At 74.5% G+C, this 25900-nt stretch carries 23 protein-coding genes; 12 read left to right on the top strand and 11 right to left on the bottom strand.

Going from position 1 to position 25900, the window contains the following annotated elements; genetic code table 11:
• Positions 1–54 precede the first annotated feature (54 nt).
• Complete coding sequence (locus AB0A69_RS17535) at positions 55–861, top strand: SGNH/GDSL hydrolase family protein (RefSeq protein WP_361421918.1); 807 nt, start codon at positions 55–57, stop codon at positions 859–861.
• Here the strand turns inward: AB0A69_RS17535 and AB0A69_RS17540 are convergent.
• Complete coding sequence (locus AB0A69_RS17540; protein ID WP_361421921.1) at positions 845–2494, bottom strand: serine/threonine-protein kinase; 1650 nt, start codon at positions 2492–2494, stop codon at positions 845–847. The two genes, AB0A69_RS17535 and AB0A69_RS17540, sit on opposite strands and share 17 nt — an antisense overlap.
• Positions 2495–2717: 223 nt before the next feature.
• Here AB0A69_RS17540 and AB0A69_RS17545 point away from each other — a divergent pair, with 223 nt between their 5' ends.
• A complete protein-coding gene (locus tag AB0A69_RS17545; protein WP_361421924.1) occupies positions 2718–2981 on the top strand; it encodes a hypothetical protein in 264 nt (87 codons plus the stop codon).
• A 182-nt stretch (positions 2982–3163) separates the two neighbouring features.
• Here the strand turns inward: AB0A69_RS17545 and AB0A69_RS17550 are convergent, their stop codons facing one another.
• From AB0A69_RS17550 to AB0A69_RS17560, 3 genes are read right to left on the bottom strand one after another with little or no spacing between them, the layout of a single operon-like run.
• Positions 3164–4366: a CaiB/BaiF CoA-transferase family protein gene (locus AB0A69_RS17550; protein WP_361421927.1), complete on the bottom strand. Its 1203-nt coding sequence runs from the start codon at positions 4364–4366 to the stop codon at positions 3164–3166.
• Between the two features lie 34 nt (positions 4367–4400).
• Complete coding sequence (locus AB0A69_RS17555) at positions 4401–5183, bottom strand: ABC transporter permease (RefSeq protein WP_361421930.1); 783 nt, start codon at positions 5181–5183, stop codon at positions 4401–4403.
• On the bottom strand, positions 5180–6118 hold the full coding sequence (locus AB0A69_RS17560; protein ID WP_361421933.1) for an ATP-binding cassette domain-containing protein: 939 nt from the start codon (positions 6116–6118) through the stop codon (positions 5180–5182). Before AB0A69_RS17560 ends, AB0A69_RS17555 begins: the two co-directional genes overlap by 4 nt.
• Before the next feature lie 62 nt (positions 6119–6180).
• Here AB0A69_RS17560 and AB0A69_RS17565 point away from each other — a divergent pair, with 62 nt between their 5' ends.
• Positions 6181–6888 (top strand): TetR/AcrR family transcriptional regulator C-terminal domain-containing protein, encoded by a 708-nt coding sequence (locus tag AB0A69_RS17565; RefSeq protein WP_361421936.1) that lies wholly within the window; start codon positions 6181–6183, stop codon positions 6886–6888.
• 10 nt (positions 6889–6898) lie between these two features.
• Here AB0A69_RS17565 and AB0A69_RS17570 read toward each other — a convergent pair whose 3' ends face one another.
• From AB0A69_RS17570 to hmgA, 3 genes are read right to left on the bottom strand one after another with little or no spacing between them, the layout of a single operon-like run.
• On the bottom strand, positions 6899–8131 hold the full coding sequence (locus AB0A69_RS17570) for a type ISP restriction/modification enzyme (protein WP_361421939.1): 1233 nt from the start codon (positions 8129–8131) through the stop codon (positions 6899–6901).
• 14 nt (positions 8132–8145) lie between these two features.
• On the bottom strand, positions 8146–8895 hold the full coding sequence (locus AB0A69_RS17575; protein ID WP_361421942.1) for a GntR family transcriptional regulator: 750 nt from the start codon (positions 8893–8895) through the stop codon (positions 8146–8148).
• Between the two features lie 12 nt (positions 8896–8907).
• Positions 8908–10239 (bottom strand): homogentisate 1,2-dioxygenase, encoded by a 1332-nt coding sequence (hmgA, locus tag AB0A69_RS17580; protein ID WP_361421945.1) that lies wholly within the window; start codon positions 10237–10239, stop codon positions 8908–8910.
• 223 nt (positions 10240–10462) lie between these two features.
• Between hmgA and AB0A69_RS17585 the strand changes: the two genes are divergently transcribed.
• The 4 genes from AB0A69_RS17585 (at position 10463) to AB0A69_RS17600 (ending at position 16306) form a co-directional block, all read left to right on the top strand.
• Positions 10463–11215, top strand: a complete 753-nt coding sequence (locus AB0A69_RS17585; RefSeq protein WP_361422466.1) for a TetR/AcrR family transcriptional regulator — start codon at positions 10463–10465, stop codon at positions 11213–11215.
• A gap of 100 nt (positions 11216–11315) precedes the next feature.
• Positions 11316–13514, top strand: a complete 2199-nt coding sequence (locus AB0A69_RS17590; protein ID WP_361421948.1) for a molybdopterin oxidoreductase family protein — start codon at positions 11316–11318, stop codon at positions 13512–13514.
• A gap of 123 nt (positions 13515–13637) precedes the next feature.
• A complete protein-coding gene (locus AB0A69_RS17595; protein ID WP_361421951.1) occupies positions 13638–15029 on the top strand; it encodes a CitMHS family transporter in 1392 nt (463 codons plus the stop codon).
• Positions 15029–16306 (top strand): MFS transporter, encoded by a 1278-nt coding sequence (locus tag AB0A69_RS17600; RefSeq protein ID WP_361421954.1) that lies wholly within the window; start codon positions 15029–15031, stop codon positions 16304–16306. The genes AB0A69_RS17595 and AB0A69_RS17600 overlap by 1 nt, the downstream gene beginning before the upstream one ends.
• 135 nt (positions 16307–16441) lie before the next feature.
• Here the strand turns inward: AB0A69_RS17600 and AB0A69_RS17605 are convergent, their stop codons facing one another.
• Positions 16442–17080: a TetR/AcrR family transcriptional regulator gene (locus AB0A69_RS17605; RefSeq protein ID WP_361421957.1), complete on the bottom strand. Its 639-nt coding sequence runs from the start codon at positions 17078–17080 to the stop codon at positions 16442–16444.
• Positions 17081–17213: 133 nt separating this feature from the next.
• On the opposite strand from AB0A69_RS17605, the gene AB0A69_RS17610 reads away from it, so the two are divergent.
• The 5 genes from AB0A69_RS17610 to AB0A69_RS17630 all read left to right on the top strand — a co-directional run bounded on the left by AB0A69_RS17610 (position 17214) and on the right by AB0A69_RS17630 (position 23550).
• On the top strand, positions 17214–18758 hold the full coding sequence (locus AB0A69_RS17610) for an APC family permease (RefSeq protein WP_361421960.1): 1545 nt from the start codon (positions 17214–17216) through the stop codon (positions 18756–18758).
• Positions 18755–20335, top strand: a complete 1581-nt coding sequence (locus AB0A69_RS17615; protein WP_361421963.1) for an amidohydrolase — start codon at positions 18755–18757, stop codon at positions 20333–20335. The genes AB0A69_RS17610 and AB0A69_RS17615 overlap by 4 nt, the downstream gene beginning before the upstream one ends.
• A gap of 110 nt (positions 20336–20445) precedes the next feature.
• Entirely contained in the window at positions 20446–20925 is a 480-nt protein-coding gene (locus AB0A69_RS17620; protein ID WP_361421966.1) for a DUF3574 domain-containing protein, read from the top strand.
• 130 nt (positions 20926–21055) lie between these two features.
• The gene (locus AB0A69_RS17625; RefSeq protein WP_361421969.1) at positions 21056–22450 is read left to right on the top strand and encodes an aldehyde dehydrogenase family protein; all 1395 of its coding nucleotides are present in this window, start codon (positions 21056–21058) and stop codon (positions 22448–22450) included.
• 20 nt (positions 22451–22470) lie between these two features.
• Positions 22471–23550 (top strand): Zn-dependent alcohol dehydrogenase, encoded by a 1080-nt coding sequence (locus AB0A69_RS17630; protein ID WP_361421972.1) that lies wholly within the window; start codon positions 22471–22473, stop codon positions 23548–23550.
• Here the strand turns inward: AB0A69_RS17630 and AB0A69_RS17635 are convergent.
• The 3 genes from AB0A69_RS17635 to AB0A69_RS17645 are packed head-to-tail and all read right to left on the bottom strand — an operon-like array spanning position 23547 to position 25897.
• Entirely contained in the window at positions 23547–24479 is a 933-nt protein-coding gene (locus AB0A69_RS17635; RefSeq protein WP_361421975.1) for a DMT family transporter, read from the bottom strand. The genes AB0A69_RS17630 and AB0A69_RS17635 overlap by 4 nt on opposite strands.
• Positions 24480–24511: 32 nt before the next feature.
• Positions 24512–25210 carry a helix-turn-helix domain-containing protein gene (locus AB0A69_RS17640; RefSeq protein ID WP_361421978.1) on the bottom strand — a complete coding sequence of 233 codons (699 nt, stop codon included), beginning with the start codon at positions 25208–25210 and terminating at the stop codon, positions 24512–24514.
• 18 nt (positions 25211–25228) lie between these two features.
• Complete coding sequence (locus tag AB0A69_RS17645) at positions 25229–25897, bottom strand: TetR/AcrR family transcriptional regulator C-terminal domain-containing protein (RefSeq protein WP_361421981.1); 669 nt, start codon at positions 25895–25897, stop codon at positions 25229–25231.
• Between the last annotated feature and the right edge of the window lie 3 nt (positions 25898–25900).

Below are 25900 nucleotides of genomic sequence, written 5' to 3' on the forward strand. Positions count from 1 at the left end.
CACTCCAGGCTGCTACCACCAAACCAGGCAGAAACACTGCTCAAGGGAGGTTCCATGAAACTGTCCCGAGCCGCGGCATTCTCGTCCTCACTCCTCCTGAGCGCCGTCCTCGCCCTGACCGGAGCGGGGGCGGCATCGGCCGCCTCGTCCTCAGCCGTCGACTACGTGGCGCTCGGCGACTCGTACTCCTCCGGAGTCGGCGCCGGCAACTACGACGGCGCCAGCGGCGACTGCAAGCGCACCCCCCGCGCCTACCCCGCGCTGTGGGCGACCGCCAACTCCCCCTCGTCGTTCGCGTTCACCGCCTGCTCCGGCGCCCGCACGACCGACGTGTCCGCGAGCCAGCTCGGCCCGCTCTCCGCCGCCACCGACCTCGTCTCCCTCACCGTGGGCGGCAACGACGCCGGCTTCGCCGACGTCATGACCACCTGCGTCCTCCAGTCCGAAGCCACCTGCATCGCCCGCGTCGACGAAGCCAAGAGATACGTCGACAGCACGCTCCCGGGCCGCCTCGACACCCTGTACCGGGCGATCCGCGCCAAGGCACCGTCGGCGCGCGTCGTCGTCCTCGGCTACCCCCGCTTCTACCAACTGAGCGGCAGCTGCATCGCCGGCCTCACCGAGAACGAGCGCCGCGCCATCAACGGCGGCTCGGACCACCTCAACGCGGCCATCGCCAAGCGCGCCGCCGACCACGGCTACACCTTCGCGAGCGTCACCGGGGCCTTCACCGGCCATGAGATCTGCTCGGGCGCGTCCTGGCTGCACAGCGTCAACTGGTTCAACATCGGCGAGTCGTACCACCCCACCGCCACCGGCCAGTCCAGCGGCTACCTGCCCGTCTTCAGGGCGACGGCGTGACGCTCTGACCGGACGGCGGCGATCCGCCCGGTGACCCGCCCGGCGATCCGCCCGGCGATCCGCCGGGACCGCTCGGAGACCCGCCGCCCGTGGGGCTCGCGTCGTGGCACGTGACCGAGAACCCCACCCAGTTCGACCGTGCCACGACCGGGCTCCGGACCTCCATCCGGACCCGGTCGCGGTACGTCCCGCCCTCCCGGTACGCCTCGACCGTGTGGCGGACCTGCTGCTCCTCGCGGCCGCCCGCGGCGAACTCCAGCGACGTCCAGCCGGAGCCCTCACCGCCCTCGGTGACCCAGCGGTACTCGACCCGCGCGGGCGTACGCCCCACCGTCACCGTCCCCGAGACGGCCGGAGCCTCGGCGGCCGGCGGCGGGCAGGGCCCGCTGTAAGCACCGCGTACGGCACGCGCGTACACCAGCACCGACTGCTGGGGCGTGGGTGTGGGGGCCGGCTTCTCCGTGGACGGCGTCGGACTCGGCGCCGTACGCGTGGGAACGCCTGCTGACGCGCTGGTCGTGCCGGTGGCGGCGCCGGGGTCGCCTTTGCCGTTCCCGTTCCCGCCCCCGCCGCTGTCGCTGTCGCGCAGCAGCGCGTACGTGAGCCCCGCCACCGCCAGCAGCAGTACGGCGACGCCGACCGCGAGGAAGCCGACCGCGGACCGCGCGTGCCGCTCCCCGGGCTCCCGGCGCTCCTCCGGTTCCGCCGCCGGGACCGGCCGCCCCGCGGCCCCCTCGCCCGCGCCGCCCACGCCCGTCGGCGCGTACGGCTCCGACGGCGCGAACGGAACCGTCCGCTTCGCGCTGCCGCCCGCGGCCACGACCCGCAACAGGTGCTCGGCCTCCTCGGCCGGAAGCCGCTCGGCGGGGCCCTTGCGCAGCAGCCCCTCGATCACCGGCTCCAGCGCCCCCGCGCGGCGCGGCGGCGGCAGCTCCTCGTCGACCACCGCGCGCAAGGTGCTGAGCGGCGTGTTCTGCCGGAACGGCGAATTGCCCTCGACCGCCGCGTACAGCAGCACCCCCAGCGACCACAGGTCCGACGCCGGCCCCGGCGTCTGCCCCAGGGCGCGCTCCGGCGCGAGGAACTCCGGCGAGCCGATCAGCTCACCCGTCATGGTGAGGTTCGACGCACCCTCCACCACCGCGATGCCGAAGTCCGTCAGCACCACGCGGCCGTCGTTGGCCAGGAGTACGTTGGCCGGCTTGACGTCCCGGTGCAGCACCCCCGCCGCGTGCGCGGCGCGCAGGGCCGCCAGCACCTCCGCCCCGACGCGCGCGGCCCGCCGGGGCGGCATCGGGCCGTCGGCATCCAGGGCCTCGGCGAGCGTCACCCCGCGGACCAGCTCCATCACGATCCAGGGCCGGTCGTCCTCGGTGGCCACGTCGTAGACCGTCACCACGTTGTGGTGCGCCACGCGGGCCGCCGCCCACGCCTCCCGCTCCAGCCGCGCGTACAGCCGCCGCACGTCCGCCGCGCCGAGCCCGGCGGGCGCGCGCACCTCCTTGACGGCGACCTCGCGCCCCAGCACCTCGTCACGGGCCCGCCACACGACGCCCATGCCGCCTTCGCCGAGCGGACCCGCGAGCCGGTAACGGCCCGCCACCAGTCTTTCCCCGCCCGTCCGTTCGGTCACCGGCGCCCCCTTCAGACGATGCGGCGGAAACCACTCCAAGCTAGCCGAAGTCGGCCCCTCTGGGAATGTGTCCAACTCGCCCTGGAATCAGACGTATTCGGAGAGTAATCGTCAACACCCGTACATGGGTGGTGAATCACGCCACCGGGATACACGCGTGAGTTGCGGGAACGATAGGGTTAACCTGCCCGGGCCGGGTGCCTTCGTACGGGTGGGGAGTGTCATGGAACGGATAACAGTGCGCAGCAGGCCGCGTGTGCCTGCCATCACCTGCGGGAGCAGCGCGACGAGTTCGCGCCTCGACCGCCATCTCTCGGTGCTCGGCGGCCCGGCGGTGCCGCGGCGGGAGACGGCCGAGGCGACGTTGCTCATGCGGGAGCTGACGACGCGTGACGTCGTGCACACCCGCGCGAGCAAGAGCGCGCGTGTGCGCCTCTTCGCGCCGCTGCGCCGGCTGCGGCGCTCGCTCTTCGGCAACCACGGCTGAGCCCCGGCCCGCAGGCTCCGTAGCCCCGCTCCCGGCGTCCCAGGTCCCACGTCGGGGCTCCGCCCCGAACTCCCGTCCGCCCGCGGCCCGGTGGCCCGGTCGTGCCCAAACGTTCCGCCCTGCGGAACGTCTGCCCGCACCCCACGGCCACCGGCCCGTCCCCGCCCGGCCCGCGGCCGGTCTCAGGCCACCACGCCCTCCCGCCGCAGCAGGGCCCGGGTCTCCTCCGTGAGGCCCAGCTCCGCCAGCACCGCGTCGGTGTGTTCGCCCAGGTCCGGGACCGCGCCCATGCGGGGCTCCGGGCCGTCCGCGAGGGTGATCGGCGGCAGCATGGCCCGCAGGGGCCCCGTCGGGGTGGGGACCTCGCGCCAGCGGTCGCGGGCCGCGAGCTGGGGGTGGGCCGCCACGTCGGCGACCGTGTTCAGGCGGGCGCAGGCGATGCCCGCCGCCTCCAGCCGGGCGACCGCCTCCGCCGTCCCCAGCCCCGCCAGCGCCTCCGCCACCACCGCGTCCGTCTTCTCGCGGTGCGCGACCCGCGCCGTGTTCGTCGCGAACGCCGGGTCGTCGCCCAGCTCCGGCCGCCCCAGCACCCGCTCGGCCAGCCGCCGCCACTCGCGGTCGTTCTGCACCGACAGCAGCACCTGGCCGCCGTCGGCCGTCGGGTACGCGTCGTACGGCGCGATGACGGCGTGCGCGACCCCGGTGCGCGCGGGGGCCTCGCCCCCGTGCATCCCGTGGTGCAGCGGATGCCCCATCCACTCGGCGAGCGACTCCAGCATGGAGATCTCCACCGGCCCGCCGCGCCCCGTCGTCGCCCGCCGCAGCAGCGCCGCCAGCACCCCCGAGAAGGCGTACATCGCCGCCGAGATGTCGGCCGCCGGGATGCCCGCCTTCACCGGCTGCTCCGGCGTGCCGGTGACCGACACCAGGCCCGCCTCGCACTGCACGAGCATGTCGTACGCCCGCTTGTGCGCGTACGGCCCGCCCGCCCCGTACCCGGAGATGTCCACCGCGATCAGCCGGGGGTCCGCCGCGCAGAGCGTCGCCGCGTCGAGGCCGAGCCGCGCCGCCGCACCGTGCGCGAGGTTCTGGACGAACACGTCGGCACCGGCCACGAGCCTGCGCGCCACCTCCAGGCCGCGCGGGTCCTTCAGATCGAGGGCAACCGACTCCTTGCCCCGGTTGCACCAGACGAAGTGCGAGGCGAGGCCCGCCGCCGCCGTGTCGTAGCCGCGCGCGAAGTCACCGCCGTCGGGGCGCTCGATCTTGATGACACGGGCGCCGAGGTCGGCGAGCTGGCGGGTGGCGAAGGGGGCGGAGACGGCCTGCTCGACGGCGACGACGGTGACGCCTTCGAGGGGCAGGGGCAGCGGCTGAGTGCTCATGACAGCCGTACCTATCGTGTACGTACCACCTTTGTCACCCCTTGGGGGAGGCGTAGCTCCGCACGGCCGCCGGCGCGCACACCGCCACCAGCAGCAGCGACCAGCACACCGCGCCCGCGACCGGGTGGGCCACCGGCCAGGCGGCGCCCTCCGGGGCGGGGGCGTTGCCGAACAGGTGCCGCACGGCCGTCGTCACCGCCGAGATCGGGTTCCACTCGGCGGCCGTCCGCAGCCAGCCGGGCATCCCGTCGGTCGGGATGTACGCGTTGGACAGCAGCGGCAGCATGAACGTGGCGCTGCCCAGCTGGCCCGCCGCCTCCTCGCTGCGCGAGGCGAGCCCCAGCAGGATCCCGACCCAGGTCGTCGCGAACCGGAACAGCAGCAGGAGTCCGAAGGCGCCCGCCGCCCGCAGCGCGCCGCTCTCGACGCGCCACCCCATCGCGAACCCCACCAGCAGCAGCGGCACCAGCCCGACGGCCGTCGTCAGCAGGTCGGCCGCCGCCTGGCCCAGGGGTACGGCGGCCCGGCTCATCGGCAGCGTGCGGAACCGGTCCATCACGCCCCGGTGCGCGTCCTGGGCGGCGGTGAACATCCCGGTCATGACGCCGTTCGCGGCCGTGGCCACCAGCAGCCCCGGCACGAGGTAGGCGCGGTACTCCGTGCCCGGCATGGCGAGCGCGCTGCCGAAGACGTACCCGAAGAAGAGCAGGAAGACGATCGGCATCGTCTGGGTCATCACCAGCATCGCGGGCGCGTGCCTGATCCGCTGGAGGTGGCGGCCGAGGACGGCGGCCCCGTCGTGGACGAGCGCGGTCATGCGGCGGGCTCCTTGCGGTCGGTCAGGCGGAGGAAGACCTCGTCGAGGGTGGGCGGGCGCAGGGCAGCGTCGACGATCAGGACGCCCGCGGCGTCCAGCTCGCGGACGATCCGGGGCAGCGTGAGCGTGGGGTCCTTCGTGACGGCCCCCGCGGTGCGGGCCTCCGCGTCGAGGACCGGCTCGTGGCCGGTGAGCCGGTCCAGGACGGCCGCGGCGGCGTGCAGCCCGGACGGGTCGGCGACGACGACCTCGGCGTACCCGCCGATCATCGCCTTGAGCTCGGCCGGTGTACCGCGGTGGGCGGCCCGGCCGCCCTCGACGAGGACGATGTCGTCGGCGAGCCGGTCGGCCTCCTCCAGGTACTGGGTGGTGAGCAGCACGGTCGTGCCCTGGGACGCCAACCCCCGTACGGCGTCCCAGATGGCGTTGCGGCTGTGCGGGTCGAGGCCGGTGGTCGGCTCGTCGAGGAAGAGGACCGCGGGCCGGACGAGCAGGCTCGCGGCCAGGTCGAGGCGGCGGCGCATGCCGCCGGAGTAGGTGCGCGCCGGCCGCCCGGCCGCCGCCGCCAGCCCGAACCGCTCCAGCAGCTCGTCGGCGCGGCCGCGCGGGGCGCGCAGCAGCCGGGCGAACAGCCGCAGGTTCTCGGCGCCCGTCAGGTCTCCGTCGACGGAGGCGTACTGGCCGGTCACGCCGATGCGGCGGCGTACGGCGGCAGGCTCGCGCACCACGTCGTGGCCGGCGACCCGGGCGCTGCCGGAGTCGGGCGCGGTCAGCGTGGTGAGGACCCGTACGGCGGTGGTCTTGCCCGCGCCGTTCCGTCCGAGGACCCCGCAGACCGTGCCCTCCCGGACCGCCAGGTCGAGCCCGCGCAGTGCGCGCACCTCGCCGTAGCGCTTCTCCAGGCCCTCACTAAGTACAGCGTACGTAGTCGTCATGGTGCGACCATAGCGCACTACGTACGGTGTACGTAACTAGGATGGGGGCGAGGTGATGATCCATGGCGGGCCGAGCGGCCGAACCCGAAGTGATCTGGGCGCGCCCCGAGCGCACGGGCCGCGGCCCCAGGCCGGCGTACAGCCGCGCGGACATCGCGGCGGCGGCGGTGCGGATCGCGGACGCCGACGGCATCGACGGGGTGTCCATGCGGCGCGTGGCGGCCGAGCTGGGCTGCGGGACGATGTCGCTGTACAACTACGTGCCGCGCAAGGAGGACCTGTACGAGCTGATGGTCGACGCGGTCAGCGGCGAGTACGAGCTGCCCGGCACGCCGAGCGGGGACTGGAAGGCCGACATGCTGGCGCTGGGCCGGCAGACCCGGGACATCATGTACCGGCACCCCTGGCTGACCCGGGTGATGTCGTCGGTGTACGCGTTCGGCCCCAACGCCCTGCGCTACCTGGAGCACTGCCTGGGCGTCCTGGCCCCGCTCGACGTGCCGGGCGGCGTCAAGATGGAGCTCATCGCGATGGTCAACGGCACGGTGATGGCCACCGTCGCGAACGAGCTCGCCATGGCGGAGCGCAGCCGCGGACTGCCCTGGTCCCAGGAGCGGGAGCAGGCCGTCCGCACGGCGTACCTGGTGCGGGAGGTGTCGAGCGGCGCGTATCCGCTCCTCGCCGCGCTCCTCGCGGAGGCGGAGGCGCCGGGCGACGCGGACGCCGTCTTCGAGCGCACGCTGCGGCGGGTGCTGGACTCCTTCGGCTGAGGCCGAGCGGCTACAGCAGCGCCAGTTGGCCCTCGGGGCCCTCTTCCTCCCGGTCCAGTACGGACGCGGGACGGCGCGCCGGGGCGGGAACGGGGAGCACCCCGGCCGCGCGGAGGCCGGCGCGGGTGAGGAGCTCCGCGCCGGACAGGTCCGGCCGCTCGGACTCCAGCCCGGCCTGGAGCGCCAGCACCGTGATCAGCTCCAGCAGCTCGGACGTCCACTCCTGCGGCCACGCGGCCGGGCGGATCGCCTCCAGGGAGCCCGGCTCGGCGGCCGGGGCGGTGCGCTGCTCGAACCAGAGCTCCAGCATCCGGACCCCGCCCACCCGGTACTCCCACGCCTCGGCCGGTACGGGCGCGATGCGGCCCCCGTCGCCGACGAGCAGGGCCTCGCCCTCCGCGTCGTACGCCAGCGTCGTCGGGCGCGGCGGCAGCGCGGCGCGGACGTAGGGCCGGCGGCCGCCGGGCAGGCGGGGGCGTTCGCCGCCCCGGGCGCCGCGCAGCTGGACCTCCGCCATGCGGCGGCCCAGCGCCGTGCCGGACGCCCACACGGCCGGGTCGGCGGGGAGCGGGACGGCGGACCCGGCGGGGGAGGGGCGGGCGGTGGCCAGCGCCCAGGCCAGGAGGTCCGCGGCGGTGACCTCGGAGCCGTACCGGGCGCTCAGCACCGCGAGGAGCCCCGGCGCGACGTTGGGCTCGCGGCCGCCGGGCCGCCGGTACAGCGGCCTGATGCGGCCGGGGCGGCCCGCCGGGGAGCGTCCGTCCGGCAGCGCGGCCGTCACCAGCAGCGCCGGGCCCGGCGCGGGCGCCCCGGGGCCCTGCGGCACGTACCCCTGCTCGACCGCGAAGAGCTGCCGGTCGTCCGCCACCCGCCACAGCTCCGGGCGGGCCGCGTCCAGCAGACGGTGGTCCGGCAGCAGCCACTGCTCGTCGAGGGGGCCGTGGGCCAGCCGCACCGGCTCCGGGCACGGACCCGTCTCCCGCGCGAACCGGGCCGTACCGGTCCGCTGCCCCGGCAGCGCGGGAACCGCCGTCGTGAGCGTCCGCGCCCGGCTGGGCCGGAACAGTGCCTCCCGGTCACCCCCCTCGGCCCGTACCAGCGCGTCCCAGCGGGCCCGCAGCGTGCGCACGTCCGGGGCGACGACCCAGGACCGGCCCAGGCGCAGGGGCGCCACGGACCACGGCATGAGGTCGTCGAGCAGCGGGACATCGAGCAGCGGGACATCCTCGTTCACGCGCCGCATGCTAGTGACCGCGCTCAGTCCGCCTCCACCGTGACCGTGAAGGAGAACCGGTCACCGCGGTAGCGGATGCGCGCCACGTCCACCACCCGGCCCTCGTCGTCGTACGTCACACCCGTGTAGTGCAGGATCGGCGACAGCAGCGGGACCTGGAGCAGCTCCGCCGTCTCGGGGTCGGCGAGCCGCGCCTCGACGGTGTCGGTGATCCGGCTGATGCGCACGCCGACCGCGTCGCGCAGCACCTTCGTCATCGGCCAGCGCTCCAGGTCGGCGAGGTCGATGCCGGCCGCCACCTCGGGGCGGACGGCGTTCTCCGCCCAGTTCGTCGGCTCGCCGCTCTCGCCGTCGCGGCGCAGCCGCTTGTACGTGACGACCTCCGCCAGGTCGGGGAAGTGCTCGGCGAGTTCGACGGGGACCTTGGCCCCGCCGTGGCCGAGGATCGTGGTCAGCTCCCCCGACTGCTGCGCCACGATGGCGTCGATCGAGCCGAGCAGCCGGCGCGGGGTGCTGCGCCGGGCGCCCGGCTCGATGAAGGTGCCGCGCCGCCGGTGCCTGCTGATCAGGCCCTCCGCCTCCAGCTCCTTGAGCGCCTGCCGCATGGTCAGCACGCTCACGCCGTAGTGCGCGGCGAGCTGCTCCTCCGTGGGCAGGCGCAGGGGGGCGTCCGGCGCGCGCCCGAGTATGGAGGCGCGCAGGGACTGCGAGACCTGGTACCAGAGCGGGAGCTTCCGGTTCAGGACGAGCGAGTCGGGGGCGAAGGCGGTCACGTGTACTCCGTACTACGGCCGAAAGTGGCGCTCAAGACCCTGCCACACGTCGTCGTAGCCCCGCTGAAGGTGGTCGGCGTTCGCCGCCTGGGCGGTGGCGGTGACCGGCCAGCGCGTCTCGAACATGAAGGCGAGACCGTCGTCGATCTTCTGCGGCTTCAGCTCGGCGGCGCTCGCCTTGTCGAAGGTCTCCCGGTCCGGGCCGTGCGCGGACATCATGTTGTGCAGCGAGCCGCCCCCGGGCACGAAGCCCTCGGCCTTGGCGTCGTACGCGCCCTCGATCAGGCCCATGTACTCGCTCATCACGTTGCGGTGGAAGTACGGCGGGCGGAAGGTGTCCTCGCCGACCAGCCAGCGCGGCGCGAAGACGACGAAGTCGACGCCCGCGAGACCCGGGGTGTCGGAGGGCGAGGTGAGCACGGTGAAGATCGACGGGTCGGGGTGGTCGTACGAGATCGTCCCGATGACGTTGAAGGTGCGCAGGTCGTAGACGTACGGCACGTGGTTGCCGTGCCAGGCGACGACGTCCAGCGGGGAGTGGCCGTACGTCGCGGTCCAGAGGTTGCCGCAGTACTTGTTCACCACCTCGACGTCGCCCTCGACGTCCTCGTACGCCGCGACCGGCGCGCGGAAGTCCCGGGCGTTGGCGAGGCCGTTGGCGCCGATGGGGCCGAGGTCCGGGAGCTGGAAGGGCTGGCCGTAGTTCTCGCACACGTACCCGCGCGCGGTCTCGTCCAGCAGCTCCACGCGGAAGCGGACGCCGCGCGGGATCAGGGCCACGTCGCCGGGGCGCGCGGCGAGGATGCCGAACTCCGTGCGCAGCAGCAGGCCGCCGCGCTCGGGGACGATCAGCAGCTCGCCGTCGGCGTCGCTGAACACCCGGTCCATGGGGGCGTTCGCGTGGTACAGGTGCACGGCCATGCCGGTGCGCTGGGTGACGTCGCCGTTGCCGCCCAGGGTCCACAGACCGGCCAGCCAGTCGGTGCCGGGCGCCGGGTCCGGCAGCGGGTTCCAGCGCAGCCGGTTGGGATCGGGGACGGTCTCGGTGAAGGGCGCCGTGCGCAGGGCGCCGTTGTCGGTGCGTACGAACGGCGGGTGCGCGGCCGAGGGGCGGATGCGGTAGAGCCACGAGCGGCGGTTGTGCGCGCGGGGCTCGGTGAACGCGGTGCCGCTCAGCTGCTCGGCGTACAGGCCGAGGGGCGCGCGCTGCGGGGAGTTCCGCCCGAGCGGCAGCGCGCCGGGCAGGGCCTCGGAGCTGTGCTCGTTGCCGAAGCCGGGGGAGTACTCCAGGGCGTCGGCGAGCTTTCGCGCCTGGACCGCCCGTTCGGTGTCGTTGATCGTCATCGCCCGCTCCTGCTCAGAAGGAATCCGGAATCCTATGCAAGACCGTAGGATTCCATGGCGCCCCCCGTCAACGGTGCACTGGCCGGAGGGGTGCGGCTTGGACGGGTCCGGCGCGACCACGGTTTCGGTGCGGGCGCGCGGTTTCCGGCGCGACCGCGGTTTCCGGCGCGGTTGTGGAGCCCGGTGCGCTTCCCGGCGGACACGGCCCGGGGGCGGCGGCATGATGGGGCGCGTGCCCCAGCCCAGCCGGACCGGCTCCCTCCGCCGCACGCCCGTCCAGCGGCGCAGCGCCGAGCGCCTGGCCCGCATCCTCGACGCCTGCGCGGAACTTCTCGACGAGACCGGGTACGAAGCGCTGAGCACGCGCGCGGTCGCCGTCCGCGCCGGTGTGCCGATCGGCTCGGTCTACCGCTTCTTCGCCGACAAGCGCGCCATGGCCGCCGCCCTCGCCCGGCGCAACCTCGACGGCTACGCCGAGCGCGTCGCCGCCCGCCTCGCCGCGCTGCCGGAGCCGCCGGAGGTGCCGTCGGTCCCGGTGGAAGGGGCGGCGCCGGGTGCGGTGCCGGGTGTCTGGGCGGGTGGGGCGCCGGACGCGGCGCCGCGTGCGTCGGCGGGCGCGCCGCCGGACGCGTACGCCGCCGTCGACGCCGTCCTGGACGAGTACCTCGCGATGAAGCGCACCGTGCCGGGCTTCGCGCTGGTCGACTTCGGGGTGCCGGCCCCGGCCGGCCCCGGCGGGGACGACGAGCCCAACCACCTCGTCGCCGACCGGCTCTGCGGGCTGCTCGCCACCCATCTCCGCCGCCCGCCCGACCGCCCGCTCGACGTCGTGATGCGCCGCAAGGTGCTCGTGGCCGTCGAGGCCGCCGACGCGCTCCTCCGGCTCGCCTTCCGTGCCGACCCGGCGGGGGACCCCGCCCTCATCGCCGAGACCCGCGCGCTGCTCCACGCCTATCTGGGGCCCGTCCTGGCGTGAGCCGGCCGCCCCGGTGCCACGGCAAGGCCATCGCCACCGTGCCTACCGGTCGGTATGCTCGCGGCACCCGCGCGTCACCGCCGCTGTCCCGGAGGCCTCCATGCCCACCGCCCTGCGCATCTGCCCGCTCTGCGAAGCCACCTGCGGGCTCACCCTCACCCTCGACGGCTCCCGCGTCACCGGCGCCCGAGGTGACCGGGACGACGTGTTCAGCGAGGGCTTCATCTGCCCCAAGGGCGCGTCCTTCGGCGAGATCGACGCCGACCCCGACCGGCTCCGCACACCGCTGCTCCGCGAGGACGGCGTCCTGCGGGAAGCGAGCTGGGACGAGGCGTTCGACACCATCGCCCGCCGCCTGCCGCCGCTCATCGAGCGGTACGGTTCCGACGCCCTCGGGGTCGTCCTCGGCAACCCCAACGTCCACACCATGGCCGGCGCGCTCTACCCGCCCGTGCTGCTCGGCGCGGTACGCACCCGCAACCTCTTCACCGCCTCCACGCTCGACCAGATGCCCAAGCACGTCTCCAGCGGGCTGCTCTTCGGCGACGCCTTCGCCATCCCCGTCCCGGACCTGGACCGCACCGCGCACCTGCTGGTGATCGGCGCCAACCCCGTGGAGTCCAACGGCAGTCTGTGCACCGCCCCCGACTTCCCCGGCAGGCTGAGGGCCCTGCGCCGGCGCGGTGGCACCCTCACGGTCGTCGACCCGCGCCGCACCCGCACCGCGCGCCTCGCCGACCGGCACGTCGCCATCCGCCCCGGCACGGACGCCCTGTTGCTCGCCGCCGTCGCCCAGGTGCTCTTCGCCGAGGGGCTCACCGACCCGGGACCGCTCGCCGGGCAGGTCGAGGGGGTCGAGGAAGTCGAGGCGGCCGTACGGGAGTTCACGCCCGAGTCCGTCGCCGCCGCGTGCGACGTGGACGCCGCCACCATCCGGGAGCTCGCCCGCGAGCTGGCGGCGGCGCCCTCGGCCGCCGTGTACGGGCGGATCGGCGGCAGCACCGTCGCGTACGGCACCCTCACCAACTGGCTCGTCGACGTCCTCAACGTCCTCACCGGCAACCTCGACCGGCCCGGCGGCGCCCTCTTCCCGCTCTCCGCCACCGCGCCCGCGCCCCGCCCCGCCGGGCCCGGCAAGGGCTTCGCGCTGGGCCGCTGGGCGAGCCGGGTCTCAGGGCACCCGGAGGCCAAGGGCGAACTGCCGCTCGCCGCCCTCGCGGAGGAGATCACGACCCCGGGCGACGGCCGTGTCCGCGCGCTGATCTCCATCGCCGCCAATCCGGTGCTCTCCGCGCCCGACGGCGACCGGCTCGACCACGCGCTCGCCGAGCTGGACTTCATGGTCAGCGTGGACCCGTACCTGAACGAGACCTCCCGCCACGCGCACGTGATCCTGCCCCCGCCACCGCCCGCGCAGAGCGCCCACTTCGACTTCGCCTTCAACGGTTTCGCCGTCCGCGACCAGGTCCGCTACACCCCGGCGGCCGTCCCGCTGGAGCCCGGCCGCATGGACGAGTGCGAGATCCACGCCCGGCTGATCCTCGCCGTCACCGGCATGCACGGCGCCGAGCCCGGCGCCGTCGACGCCATGGTCATCGAGCGCACCCTCGCCAAGGCCGTGACCGAGCCCCATTCGCCCGCGTACGGCGAGGACCCCGAGGAGTACGCGGCCCGGCTCGGCGGCCGCACGGGCCCGGAGCGGCGGTTGGACCTGATGCTGCGCCTCGGCCCGTACGACGGCCTCACCCTCGACCGGCTCCGGGAGCACCCGCACGGCATCGACCTGGGCCCGCTCAAGCCCCGCCTCCCGCAGGTCCTGAAGACCCGCAGCGGACGCGTCGAGCTCCTGCCGGAGCCGATCGCCGCCGACCTCCCCCGGCTGCGCGCCGCCCTGGAACCGCGCGGCGACTCCCTCGTCCTGGTCGGCCGCCGCCACCTGCGCTCCAACAACAGCTGGCTGCACAACATCCCCGCCCTCAACGGCGGCACCAACACCTGCACCCTCCAGGTCCACCCCGACGACGCCGCCCGCCTCGGCCTCACCGACGGCGCCCCCGCCCGCGTCAAGGGCGCCGGCGGCGAGCTCCAGGCCCCGGTGGAGATCACCGACGCGGTACGCAGGGGAGTGGTGAGCCTGCCGCACGGCTGGGGCCACGACCGGCCCGGCACCCGCCTGGCGGTCGCCTCGACGCGCCCCGGCGTCAACGTCAACCAGCTCCTCGACGGCACCCTGCTCGACCCGCTGTCCGGCACCGCCGTGCTCAACGGCTTCCCCGTGGAGGTGACACCCAGCCGGTGACCTGGGGTTTTGCTCGTATTGCTCACGCGTCAACACCTTGTTAACGGCTGAACGGGCCACCTAACGTCATCCGGACCGCCGCTCCCCCCGGTGGAGTTCAAGGGTGAACGTTAGGTGTCCTCCATGCTGACAATCCTCGGCTTCGCCATGATCGCGACCTTCCTGGTCCTGATCATGCTGAAGAAGATGTCGCCGATCGCGGCGCTCGTCCTCATCCCCGCACTCTTCTGCGTCCTCGTCGGACAAGGCGCGCAGCTCGGCGACTACGTCATCGAAGGGGTCGGCAACCTCGCGCCCACCGCCGCGATGCTGATGTTCGCCATCGTCTACTTCGGCGTGATGATCGACGTCGGCCTCTTCGACCCGATCGTCCGGGGCATCCTGCGCTTCTGCAAGGCCGACCCGATGCGCGTGGTGGTCGGCACGGCGGTGCTCGCCGCGATCGTGTCGCTCGACGGCGACGGCTCCACCACCTTCATGATCACGGTCTCGGCGATGTACCCGCTCTACAAGCGCCTGAAGATGAGCCTCGTCGTCATGACCGGTATCGCCGCCACCGCCAACGGCGTCATGAACACCCTCCCCTGGGGCGGCCCCACCGCCCGCGCCGCCACCGCCCTCAAGCTGGACGCCGGCGACATCTTCGTACCGATGATCCCGGCCCTCGGCGTCGGCCTGCTCTTCGTCTTCGCCCTGGCGTACGTCCTCGGGCGGCGCGAGCGCAAGCGGCTGGGCTACCTGACGCTGGACGAGGCGCTGGAGCCGCAGGCCGAGACGGTGCTGGTCGCCACCGGCGGCGGAGAGGGCCGGCCCACGACGGCCGCCGTCGGCGGCGCCGACCTGCCGGAGACCGGGCCGCAGGCCGAGGGCGGCTTCCAGGGCCTCGACCCGAACCGGCCCACCCTCCGCCCGAAGCTGTACTGGTTCAACGCGGCCCTCACGGTGGCGCTCCTCGCCGCCATGATCATGGAGCTGCTGCCGATCCCGGTGCTCTTCCTCATCGGCGCGGCCCTCGCCCTCACGGTCAACTTCCCCCACATGCCCGACCAGAAGGCCCGCATCGCCGCCCACGCCGACAACGTTCTCAACGTCTCCGGGATGGTCTTCGCCGCGGCCGTCTTCACCGGCGTCCTCACCGGCACCGGCATGGTCAAGCACATGGCCGACTGGCTCGTCGGCGCCATCCCCGAGGGCATGGGCCCGCACATGGCCCTCGTCACCGGCCTGCTCAGCCTCCCGCTCACGTACTTCATGTCGAACGACGGCTTCTACTTCGGCGTCCTGCCGGTCCTCGCCGAGGCCGGTGCCGCGCACGGCGTGTCGCCGCTGGAGATCGCCCGCGCCTCGCTCGTCGGCCAGGCCCTGCACATGTCGAGCCCGCTGGTGCCGGCGGTGTACGTCCTGGTCGGCATGGCGAAGGTCGAGTTCGGCGACCACACCCGCTTCACCGTGAAGTGGGCCGCGCTCACCTCGCTGGTGGTGCTCGGCGCCGGGATCCTCTTCGGCATCATCTGATGCCGCGCCAGCCCACGCGGCCCCACCGGTACTGGCTGCTGCGCCTCGTCATCGCCTTCGGCTTCGCGCAGGCGGCGGTGTCGATGGCGCGGCCCGCCGTCTCGTACCGCGCCCTCTCCCTGGGCGCGGACGAGCGCGCGGTCGGCGTCATCGCGGGCGTGTACGCCCTGCTGCCGCTCTTCGCGGCCGTACCGCTCGGGCGCAGGACCGACCGGGGGCGGTGCGCGCCGCTGCTGCCCGCCGGGGTGGTGCTGATAGCGGGCGGCTGCGCGCTGAGCGGTACGGCGGGGTCCCTGCCCGCGATGGCGGCGTGGAGCGGCGTCATGGGGCTCGGGCACCTGTGCTTCGTCATCGGCGCCCAGTCGATCGTCGCCCGCCAGTCCCCGCCCGCCGCCACCGAACAGGACCGGAACTTCGGGTACTTCACCATCGGCGCCTCGCTGGGCCAGCTCATCGGGCCGGTCGCCGCGGGCCTGCTGATCTCCGGCGAGGACGGCGCCCTGGGCCGCACGAGCGCCCTCGCCCTCGTCGTGTCGGCGGCCGTCGGAGCCGTGTCGCTGGCGTCGCTGTGGCGCATCGAGCACCGTACGGACCGTACGGAACGGCCGGGGGCGCGTGCGGCGGCGGACAAGGTTCCCGTGCGCCGGATCCTGCGGGCGCGCGGCGTGCCCGCCGGGATCTTCATCAGCCTCGCCGTCCTGTCCGCGACGGACATCCTCACCGCCTACCTCCCGGTCATCGGAGAGCACCGCTCCATCGCCCCCGCCACCATCGGGCTGCTGCTGAGCCTGCGCGCCGCCGCCACGATCGCCTGCCGCCTGGTCATGACGCCGATGATCCGGCTGCTGGGCCGCACGGTGCTGCTGACCGTCACCTGTCTGCTCGCCGGGCTGCTGTGCGCCGCGATCGCGCTGCCCGTCCCGGTCTCCGTGCTCGCGCCGATGCTGGCGGTGCTGGGCTTCTGCCTCGGCGTGGGCCAGCCGCTGTCCATGACGACCGTGGTGCGGGCCGCCCCCGACCGGGCCCGGTCCACCGCGCTGGCCCTGCGCCTGACCGGCAACCGCCTCGGCCAGGTCGCCGCGCCCGCCTCGGCGGGCCTGGTGGCGGGCGCGGCGGGCCCGGCCGCGCCGTTCGTGGTGCTCGGCGGGCTGCTGCTGGTGGCGGCGGCCCTGGGGGTACGGGTCGGGCGGCAGCCCGGCGCGGCGGGGGGCGAACCGGCGGGGGGCGAACCGGCACGGGCCGCCCGCCGCCGCGGCGTGGGTCAACCGTCCCGCTGAGGCCCGCGCGGACCCCGGGCACCGCGCGGATCCTGGGCCCCGTCAGGGCTGGCCGAGCTCCCGCGGCTCCCAGGCCCCGTCAGGCTGGCCGAGCTCCCGCGGCTCCCAGGCCCCGTCAGGCTCCCGAGCCTTGCCCTAGGCCCCGCCCGCCTCCGCGGCCCCCGCCTTCGTCACCGCCAGCACCCTCCGGCAGTGCGCCACCAGCCCCTCCAGCGCCGCCTCGAAGGCCGCCTCGGCGCGCCCCGGGCCCACCGCCGCCAGGGCGAGCGCCAGCCGGGGCGTGCTCGTCTCGTCGGGCAGCTCCCACATCGCCTCGGGCGCCGTCAGGTCGAGCGCCGAGCCCAGGACCAGGTTCTCCAGGCCGGTCAGCAGCGGCATGACGTCCTCCGCCGCGAAGCCCGCGCCCAGCAGCAGCCCGACGGCCTGTTCGTACTGCTCCAGCACCTTGGGCGCGCGCACCGGTGACGTCATGAGCAGCGGGATGACGCGCGGGTGCGCGGCGAAGGCGGCGCGGTAGGAGCGGGCCCAGGCGATCAGGGCCTCGTCCCACGGGGCCGCTTCGAGGGTCGCCGTGTCGACGGCCGCGCACACCCGCTCACGCATCAGTTCGACGATGCCGTCCCGGCCGTCCACATGGTGGTACACCGAGGCCGTCTGCACCCCGAGCCGCCGGGCGATCTGCGGAACGCTGAACTCCCCTTGCTCCGCCACCAGTTCGAGCGCCGTCGTGGTGATGCGCGCCCGGTCGAGCAGTGGCGTGCGCGGCCGTCCCATCGTCGCGTCCCCTTCGTGAGGTCTTCCCGGATGCCCCCACGGAGGCTACATTGCCGCAACCGAAAGCCTTTAGGTTTCCGGTTCCCCCAGGCCGTAGCCCCCGCTCCCGTACGCAGAAGGGCTCAGCACACCCATGTCCGTGACCTCCGACCAGGCGTCCCCGGAGAGAGCCGGCGGGCCCGCGTCGCCCGCCGTCCGGCTCCGTACCGGCACGCTCGGAACCTCCGACATCGCCTTCTTCGTCATCTCCGCCGCCGCCCCGCTCACCGTCATGGCGGGCGTCGCGCCCATCGCCATCGTGCTCGGCGGGATCGGCGCCCCCGTCGGGTACCTGATCGCCGGCGTCACCCTCGCGGTCTTCGCCGTCGGCTTCACCACCATGAGCCGCCACGTCCGCAGCGGCGGCGCCTTCTACGCGTACATCACCCAGGGCCTCGGCAAACCCGCCGGCGTCGGCGCCGCCCTCCTCGCCCTGATCGGCTACAACGGCATGGAGATCGGGGTCTACGGGCTCCTCGGCACCGCCACCGCCGACACCGCCCACGCCCTGTGGGGCGTCGACGTCCCCTGGCTGCCGGTCTCCCTCGCCGGGCTGCTGCTCATCTGGTACGGCGGCTACCGCTCCATCGACTTCGGCGCCAAGGTCCTCGGCGTCCTGCTCGTCGCCGAGACCGGCATACTCGTCCTCCTCGCGGGCGGCGTACTCCTCAAGGGGGGCGCGCACGGGCTCTCGCTCGCGTCCTTCGCGCCCGACAGCTTCCTGGTGCCCGGCACGGCCGCCGTCCTCGCCTTCGCGTTCACCGCCTTCACCGGCTTCGAGTCCACGGTGATCTACCGCCGCGAGGCCCGCGACCCCGGCCGCACCATCCCCCGGGCGACGTACATCGCCGTGTGCTTCCTCGGGCTCTTCTACGCCTTCATCGTCTGGACCGTGATCCAGGCCTTCGGCGACGCGCAGGTCGTCGAGGCGGCGGGCGACGACCCCGGCGGGCTGTTCTTCGCCGCCATCACCACCTTCGTGGGCGGCTGGGCCGCGGACCTGATGCACGTCTTCATCGTGACCAGCATCCTCGCCTCGCTGCTGGCCTTCCACAACGCCATCAACCGCTACGGCCTCGCCCTCGCCGAGGAGGGCGTCCTGCCCCGCGCCTTCGCCACGGTGCAGCCGCGCCACCGCTCGCCGTACGTCGTCGGCGCCGCCCAGACCATCCTCGGCCTGGCCCTGGTCCTCGCCTTCGCGCTCGCCGGAGCCGACCCGTACACCCAGCTCCTGCTGTGGCTCAACACCCCCGGCGGCCTCGGCCTGATGGCGCTCCAGCTGCTCGCCGCCCTCGCCATCCCCTTCTACTTCCGCCGCGTCCGCCACACCGAGGGCGTCGTACGGACGGTGGTCGCGCCCGTCGCCGCAGCCGTGCTGCTCACCGCCGCGATCGGACTGGTCGTCTCGAAGATCGACGTGTTCACCGGGGCCTCCACCACCGTCAACACCATCCTGGTCGCGCTCGTACCGGCCGTCTTCGTCCTCGGTGTGCTGCTCGCCTTCCGGCTGCGGCGCACCCGCCCGGAGGTGTACGCGCGCTTCGCCGAGGAGCCGGAAGACCCGGCGGACACCACCGACCCGGCGGACACCACCGACCCGGCGGACACCACCGACATCGAGCAGGGAGTACGCACGTGACCGCAGCCGACCTCGTCCTCACCGGCGCCCGGGTCCGCACCCTCGACCCCACCCGTCCGCACGCCACCGCCGTGGCCGTACGGGACGGCCTCATCGCCGCCGTCGGCGACGCCGCCGACGTACCGGAGTGGACCGGCCCCGGCACCGAGACCGTCGACCTCGCCGGAGCCACCGTCACCCCCGGCCTCACCGACTCCCACAGCCACCCCGTCTGGGGCCTGGAGATGGCGACCGGACTCGACCTCTCCGCCGTCACCGACCTGGACGGACTGCGGGCGGCGCTGCGCGGCGCCGAGCGCACCGGCGGCTGGGTCGTCGCGTACGGCCTCGACCACAACACCTTCGGCGGCCGCCGCGTCGACCGGGCGCTCATCGAGGAGGCGTTGCCCGGCGTCCCCGTCTTCATCCGCCTGTACGACGGCCACTCCGCGCTCGCCAACGGGGCCGCGCTGCGGGCCGCGGGCATCGACGGGCCCCGCTCGTTCGACCAGCGCTCCGAGATCGTGTGCGACGCGGACGGGCGGCCCACCGGCCATCTGATCGAGCACGCCGCCATGGCGCTGGTCACCGCGGTGGTGCCGAAGCCCTCCCGGGCCGAGCGGCGCGCCCGGCTCGTCGAGCTGCTGTCCGCCATGGCCGCGACCGGCCTGACCGGTGCCCACGTCATGGACCTCGGCGACGGCGACGTACCGGAACTGCTGGCCTCCGTCGAGGAGGCGACCGACCTGCCGCTACGGCTGCGGCTGGCCCCGTGGTGCATGCCCGGCGCCGACGAGGAGGCGCTGGACGAGCTCGTGGCCCTGCAGCGGCTGCGCGGGAGGGACTGGCTCGTCGGCGGCGTGAAGTTCTTCATGGACGGCACCGTCGAGGGCGGTACGGCCTGGCTGGAGCACGCCGACTGCCACGGCCAGGGCACGGACGCCTTCTGGCCGGACCCGGCCGCGTACAGCGCCGCCGTACGCCGGCTCCACGCGGCGGGCGTACGGACCGCCACCCACGCGATCGGTGACGCCGCCGTACGGCACGTCCTCGACACCGTCGAGGCTCTGGGGGAGAGCGGGCGCCTCAGGCACCGGATCGAGCACATCGAGACGCTCCCCGCCGATCAGCTCGCCCGCTTCGCCGACCTCGGCGTCATCGCCTCCATGCAGCCGCCGCACACCGCGTACACGCGCGCCGACCACACCGACGAGTGGTCCAGGCGCCTCGGCGACGAGCGGGCGTCGCGCGCCTGGCGCTGCCGCGACCTGCGGGACGTGGGGGCCTACCTCGCGCTCGGCTCGGACTGGCCGATCGCCCACTACGACGCCCGGCAGGTACTCGCCACCGCCCGCGCGCCGCGCGGGGCCGCTTCGGCGGGCCGGGGGCTGACCGGGCTGATGGCCCTGGAGGGGTGCACCACGCACGCGGCGGTCGCGGCGGGCGAGCAGTCCGTGGCGGGCCGCGTCGCGCCGGGCCTGCGCGCCGACCTGACGGCGTTCGCGGTGGACCCGGTGGAGGCGCCGGCCGACGAGGTCGCCGAGGCGCCGATCCGGCTCACGGTCGCGGCGGGGCGGGTGACGCACCGGGAGGCGTAGAGCCGCCACCGACGCGCGGATCCGGTCGAGTTCGGAGTTTCGGCCGGATCGCGCGACGGTGGACTGCCAGAGTGATCGGCGCTCGCCCCCCTCGTACGAAAGGGCCCGCCATGCCGATCCTCGCCGCCGCCACCCGCACCCGCGCCCGCCTGGCCGTCACCACGGCGACCGTCCTGCTCGCGGCCGGCGCCCCCGCCGCGTACGCGAACCTCGACACCCTCGGCGGGCGCGACACCGGTGGCGCGGCCACCGCCCGGGGCGCGGCCTATCTGGAGACGCGCCTGCTCTTCGGGACCGAGCGGCCCGACGGCGGCCCGGACGTCACGGACCAGCAGTTCACGGCGTTCGTCGACCGCGAGGTCACGCCCGCCTTCCCGGAGGGGCTGACCGTGCAGGACGGGCGCGGGCAGTGGCGGGACGCGAGCGGCCGGATCGAGCGGGAGCGGTCGTACGAGCTGATCCTGCTGTACCCGGTGGCGGAGGCCAAGGCCCGCGATCCGAGGATCGAGCGCATCCGCGACGCCTACCGGCTCGCCTTCGGCCAGGAGTCGGTGGCCCGCCTCGACGAACGCACCTCCGTGGACTTCTGATGTGATGTGGTCGGTCCGGCATCCTCTGGCGCCAGAAAACTACCACCGCTAGTTTGGTGCCGGACGACTCAGTGGACGACCCAGTGGCACGGCTCCGAAGGCCCACCCAAGCCCACACAAGGAGAAGCGGATGAAGGCCCACGACGGGATGTACATCGGCGGGACGTGGCGGCCCGCCGCCGGCACCGACACCATCGCCGTGGTGAACCCGGCGGACGAGCAGGTCATCGCCCATGTCCCGGCCGGCACGGCCGAGGACGTCGACGCCGCGGTACGGGCCGCCCGCGCGGCCTTCCCGGCCTGGGCCGCGACCGCGCCCGCCGAGCGGGCCGCCCGGCTCACCGCCCTGCGCGACGCGCTCACCGCGCGCGCGGAGGAGATCGCCGAGACCGTGACGGCCGAGCTCGGCGCCCCTCGGCAGCTCGCCCAGCAGGTGCACGTCGGCCTGCCGGTCCTGGTCACCGGCACGTACGCCGAGATGGCGGCCTCGTACCCGTTCGAGGAGAAGGTGGGCAACTCCACCGTGCTGCTCGAACCGGTCGGTGTGGTGGGCGCGATCACGCCCTGGAACTACCCGCTGCACCAGCTCGTCGCCAAGGTGGCGCCCGCCCTGGCCGCCGGGTGCACCGTCGTCCTCAAGCCCGCCGAGGACACGCCCCTGACCGCCCAGCTCTTCGCCGAGGCCGTCCACGACGCCGGTTTCCCCGCCGGGGTGTTCAACCTGGTGACGGGTCTCGGCCCGGTCGCCGGCCAGGCCCTGGCCGAGCACGACGGGGTGGACCTGGTCTCCTTCACCGGCTCGACCGCCGTCGGCCGGAAGATCGGCGCCATCGCGGGCGCCGCCGTCAAGAAGGTCGCGCTGGAGCTCGGCGGCAAGTCCGCCAACGTCATCCTGCCCTCCGCCGACCTCGCCAAGGCGGTGACCGTGGGCATCGCCAACGCCCTGTCCAACTCCGGCCAGCGGTGCAGCGCCCTCACGCGCGTCCTGGTGCACAAGGACCAGTACGACGAGGCCGTCGCCATCGCGACGGAGGCCGTCGCCAAGTACACCCCCGGCGACCGGCTGGGGCCGATGGTCAACGCCAAGCAGCTCCAGCGCGTGCGCGGTTACATCGAGAAGGGCGTCGAGGAGGGCGCACGGCTCGTCACGGGCGGCGCCGACGCGCCCCTCGACCGGGGTTACTACGTCAGCCCGACCGTCTTCGCGGACGTCACCCCGGAGATGACCATCGCCCAGGAGGAGATCTTCGGCCCCGTCGTGTCGATCCTGCGGTACGAGGACGAGGAGGACGCCCTGCGCATCGCCAACGGCACGGTCTACGGCCTCGCGGGTGCGGTGTGGGCCGGCGACGAGGCGGAGGCCGTCGCCTTCGCGCGCCGCATGGAGGCGGGCCAGGTCGACATCAACGGCGGCCGGTTCAACCCGCTGGCCCCCTTCGGCGGCTACAAGCAGTCGGGCGTCGGGCGCGAGCTCGGGACCCACGGCCTCGCCGAGTACCTCCAGACCAAGTCCCTCCAGTTCTGACCGCCCGGGAGAAGAAGATCGTGGTCCGCGCCGCCGTCCTGCCCGCCATAGGTGCTCCGCTGGAGATCACCGGCATCGAGCTCCCCGAGCCCGGCCCCGGCCAGGTGAGGGTCCGCCTCGCCGCCGCCGGTGTCTGCCACTCGGACCTGTCCCTGTCCAACGGCACCATGCGCGTGCCCGTCCCCGCCGTCCTCGGCCACGAAGGCGCCGGGACCGTCCTGGCCGTCGGCGAGGGCGTCACCCATGTCGCCCCCGGCGACGGCGTCGTCCTCAACTGGGCGCCGTCCTGCGGCTCCTGCCACCCGTGCTCGCTCGGCGAGGTGTGGCTGTGCGCCGACGCCCTCACCGGCGCGGGCAGCGTCTACGCCGTCACCGAGGACGGCACGGAGCTCCACCCGGGCCTGAACGTCGCCGCGTTCGCCGAGGAGACCGTCGTCGCGGCCAACTGCGTCCTGCCGGTGCCGGACGGCGTCCCGCTCGTCGACGCCGCCCTGCTCGGCTGCGCGGTCCTCACCGGCTGGGGCGCGGTCCACCACTCCGCCCGCGTCCGCGCGGGCGAGTCGGTCGTCGTGTTCGGCATCGGCGGCGTGGGCCTCGCCACCCTCCAGGCGGCCCGGATCGCGGGCGCGGGACCCCTCATCGCCGTCGACGTGTCGCCGGAGAAGGAGGAGCTCGCCCGCCGGGCCGGCGCCACGGAGTACGTGGTCGCCTCCGAGACCACCGCCAAGGAGATCCGCAAGCTCACCGGCGGGCACGGCGCCGACGTGGCCATCGAGTGCGCCGGTCGCGCCACGGCCATCCGTACCGCCTGGGACTCCACCCGGCGCGGCGGCCGCACCACGGTCGTCGGCATCGGCGGCAAGGACCAGCAGGTCACCTTCAACGCCCTGGAGATCTTCCACTGGGGCCGCACCCTGTCCGGCTGCGTGTACGGCAACTCCAACCCCGTCGAGGACCTGCCCCTCCTCGCCGGGCACATCCGGGCCGGGCGCCTCGACCTGGGCGCCCTGGTGACCGAGCGGATCGGGCTGGACGGCATCCCGGCCGCCTTCGAGAACATGATCGCGGGCAAGGGCGGCCGGGCGCTGGTCGTGTTCTAGCCCAGCTCCTGCTCCTGTTTCGGAGCTCCCGGCCGCGCCGCGCGCCGCGGCCGGGAGCGCGACACCGCCACACCCGCGAGGCACAGGGCGCCACCGGCCAGCGTCAGGGCCCCCGGCAGCTCGTCGAGGAACAGCCACGACATGAGCACCACCAGCGCGGGCACGGCGTACGTCGTGGCGCCCAGCCGCCCCGCCGTCGTACGGGCCAGCGCGTACGCCCACGTCGTGAACGCCAGCGCCGTCGGGAAGACGCCCAGGTAGAGCATGTTGAGCGTGGCGGACAGCGGCGCGCGGCCCGCCTCGTCGACGAGCTGTCCGGCGAACGGCAGGCACAGCACCGCGCCGGTCAGGCAGCCGTACGCCGTCGCCTGGAGGGCGCTCGCGTGCGCCAGCGCCGGCTTCTGCGCCACGACCCCCGCCGCGTACCCGACCGCCGCCAGCAGGCACAGCAGCACCCCGAGGACGGAGGCGTGCCCCGCGCCGGTCCGGCCGGACATGGACAGGCCCACGGCGACCGCGCCCGCGAACGACACCGCCATCCCGGCCAGCAGGCGCGGCGGCAGCGCCTCGCCCAGCACACGCGCGCCCAGCAGGGCGATCAGGATCGGCCCGATGTTCACGATCATCGCGGCGGTGCCCGCGTCGACCTCCTGCTCGCCCCAGTTGAGCACCACCATATAGACGCCGAACCAGAGCAGGCCCGACACCAGGATCCCGGGCCAGGCGGCGCGCGGCGGCAGCCCTTCACGCCGGATCAGCAGCACGCACCCGAGGGTGAGCGCGCCGGCGAGCAGCCGCCCCAGGGCGAGAGCGCCGGGGGAGTACGCGGCGCCGGCGCTGCGGATCGACACGAAGGCCGAGGCCCAGAGCACGACGGTGACACCGGCGGCGGCGAGCGGAAGGAGCGGTGACTTCGGGGAGTCGGTCATGGGCCGACCGTACGGCGGGAACCGTTCGGCGCTCACCGAAGTGTCACGGGCTCGATCCCGAGCAGCGCGTGCAGCGCCCGCTCGCCGTCCGCCGTCACCTTCACGGCCCGCTCGGACCCGATCCGTACGCACCAGCCGGCGTCGAGCGCGTGCCGGCACAGGGCCGCGCCCGCCACTCCCGCCAGATGGGGCTTGCGTTCCGTCCAGTCCAGGCAGCCGCGCGCCATCGGACGCCGCCCCTTCGGCTCCAGCGGGATCCCCTTCGCGCGGAACCAGTCCACCCCCGCGTCGGTGAGCGCGAACCCCGTGTCCTGCCGCAGCAGCCCCCGTACGGTCATGGCCTCGGTGACGGCGATGCCGAGCCTCCCGGCGAGGTGGTCGTAACATGTGCGCCCCCGCGCCATGGCGCCGTCCACGCTCGCCGCCCGCAGCGAGCGCGGCGCCCGCGGCTCCCGCCCGGCCGTCGCCTGCGCCGCCAGGTCCTCGATCAGGTGCGCGATCCGCTCCCCGGCCAGCCGTACGTACCGGTGCCGCCCCTGCCGCTCCTCCACGAGCACCCCACCCGCGACGAGCCGCCCCAGGTGCTCACTGGTGGTCGACGCCGCCACCCGCGCGTGCCGGGCCAACTCCCCGGCGGTCCAGGCCCGCCCGTCGAGCAGGGCGAGGCAGAAGGCGGCACGCGTCTCATCGGCGAAGAGCGCCGCGAACGCGGCGAGGTCTCTGGGGGCCATGCCCCCAGGATGCGGCACCTACTGTTCGGCGGCGGCCGAAGCGTGCCCACGGCTCACGGACTCGTACCGCACCGCCAGCCCGTCCAGCAGCGCCCGCAGCCCCGTCTCGAAGGCGCCCTCGTCGACCTGCTTCTGGTGCTCGGCGAGCAGGTGCGCCTGGCCCAGGTGCGGGTAGTCGGCGGGGTCGTACGCCGTCTCGTCGTCGACGAAGCCGCGCGCGAAGGAGCCGAGGGCCGAGCCGGTGATGAAGTACCGCATCAGCGCGCCGATGTGGGTGGCGTGCGCCGGGGGCCAGCCCGCGCGGACCATCGCGCCGAAGACGGCGTCGGCCACGCGCAGGCCGGCCGGGCGGCGGCCGGGGCCGCGGGCGAGGACGGGGACGATGTGCGGGTGGTCGGCGAGCGCGGCGCGGTAGGAGACCGCCCAGTCGTGCAGCGCCGTACGCCAGTCGCGGCCGTCGGCCTCGTCGAACATCGACAGGTCGATCTGGGCGCTGACGGAGTCGGCGACCGCGTCCAGGATCTCGTCCTTGTTGCGGAAGTGGTTGTAGAGCGAGGGTCCGCTGACGCCGAGTTCGGCGGCGAGGCGGCGGGTCGAGACCGCGTCGAGGCCCTCCGCGTCCACGAGCGCGAGCGCCGCGGTGACGATGCGTTCTCTGCTGAGGAGGGGCTTGCGCGGTCGGGCCATGCG

The sequence above is a fragment of the Streptomyces sp. NPDC045431 genome, assembly GCF_040646655.1.
Lineage (GTDB): Bacteria > Actinomycetota > Actinomycetes > Streptomycetales > Streptomycetaceae > Streptomyces.

Excerpts from the sequence above, each read along its gene's own strand:
- AB0A69_RS17640 (WP_361421978.1), bottom strand. The coding sequence starts at position 25,210 with ATGGCCCCCAGAGACCTCGCCGCGTTCGCGGCGCTCTTCGCCGATGAG.
- AB0A69_RS17610 (WP_361421960.1), top strand. The coding sequence starts at position 17,214 with ATGTCCGTGACCTCCGACCAGGCGTCCCCGGAGAGAGCCGGCGGGCCC.
- AB0A69_RS17570 (WP_361421939.1), bottom strand. The coding sequence starts at position 8,131 with ATGCGGCGCGTGAACGAGGATGTCCCGCTGCTCGATGTCCCGCTGCTC.
- AB0A69_RS17635 (WP_361421975.1), bottom strand. The coding sequence starts at position 24,479 with ATGACCGACTCCCCGAAGTCACCGCTCCTTCCGCTCGCCGCCGCCGGT.
- AB0A69_RS17595 (WP_361421951.1), top strand. The coding sequence starts at position 13,638 with ATGCTGACAATCCTCGGCTTCGCCATGATCGCGACCTTCCTGGTCCTG.
- AB0A69_RS17625 (WP_361421969.1), top strand. The coding sequence starts at position 21,056 with ATGAAGGCCCACGACGGGATGTACATCGGCGGGACGTGGCGGCCCGCC.
- AB0A69_RS17535 (WP_361421918.1), top strand. The coding sequence starts at position 55 with ATGAAACTGTCCCGAGCCGCGGCATTCTCGTCCTCACTCCTCCTGAGC.
- hmgA (WP_361421945.1), bottom strand. The coding sequence starts at position 10,239 with ATGACGATCAACGACACCGAACGGGCGGTCCAGGCGCGAAAGCTCGCC.
- AB0A69_RS17590 (WP_361421948.1), top strand. The coding sequence starts at position 11,316 with ATGCCCACCGCCCTGCGCATCTGCCCGCTCTGCGAAGCCACCTGCGGG.
- AB0A69_RS17560 (WP_361421933.1), bottom strand. The coding sequence starts at position 6,118 with ATGACGACTACGTACGCTGTACTTAGTGAGGGCCTGGAGAAGCGCTAC.
- AB0A69_RS17565 (WP_361421936.1), top strand. The coding sequence starts at position 6,181 with ATGGCGGGCCGAGCGGCCGAACCCGAAGTGATCTGGGCGCGCCCCGAG.
- AB0A69_RS17620 (WP_361421966.1), top strand. The coding sequence starts at position 20,446 with ATGCCGATCCTCGCCGCCGCCACCCGCACCCGCGCCCGCCTGGCCGTC.
- AB0A69_RS17600 (WP_361421954.1), top strand. The coding sequence starts at position 15,029 with ATGCCGCGCCAGCCCACGCGGCCCCACCGGTACTGGCTGCTGCGCCTC.
- AB0A69_RS17645 (WP_361421981.1), bottom strand. The coding sequence starts at position 25,897 with ATGGCCCGACCGCGCAAGCCCCTCCTCAGCAGAGAACGCATCGTCACC.
- AB0A69_RS17555 (WP_361421930.1), bottom strand. The coding sequence starts at position 5,183 with ATGACCGCGCTCGTCCACGACGGGGCCGCCGTCCTCGGCCGCCACCTC.
- AB0A69_RS17545 (WP_361421924.1), top strand. The coding sequence starts at position 2,718 with ATGGAACGGATAACAGTGCGCAGCAGGCCGCGTGTGCCTGCCATCACC.
- AB0A69_RS17585 (WP_361422466.1), top strand. The coding sequence starts at position 10,463 with ATGGGGCGCGTGCCCCAGCCCAGCCGGACCGGCTCCCTCCGCCGCACG.
- AB0A69_RS17605 (WP_361421957.1), bottom strand. The coding sequence starts at position 17,080 with ATGGGACGGCCGCGCACGCCACTGCTCGACCGGGCGCGCATCACCACG.
- AB0A69_RS17550 (WP_361421927.1), bottom strand. The coding sequence starts at position 4,366 with ATGAGCACTCAGCCGCTGCCCCTGCCCCTCGAAGGCGTCACCGTCGTC.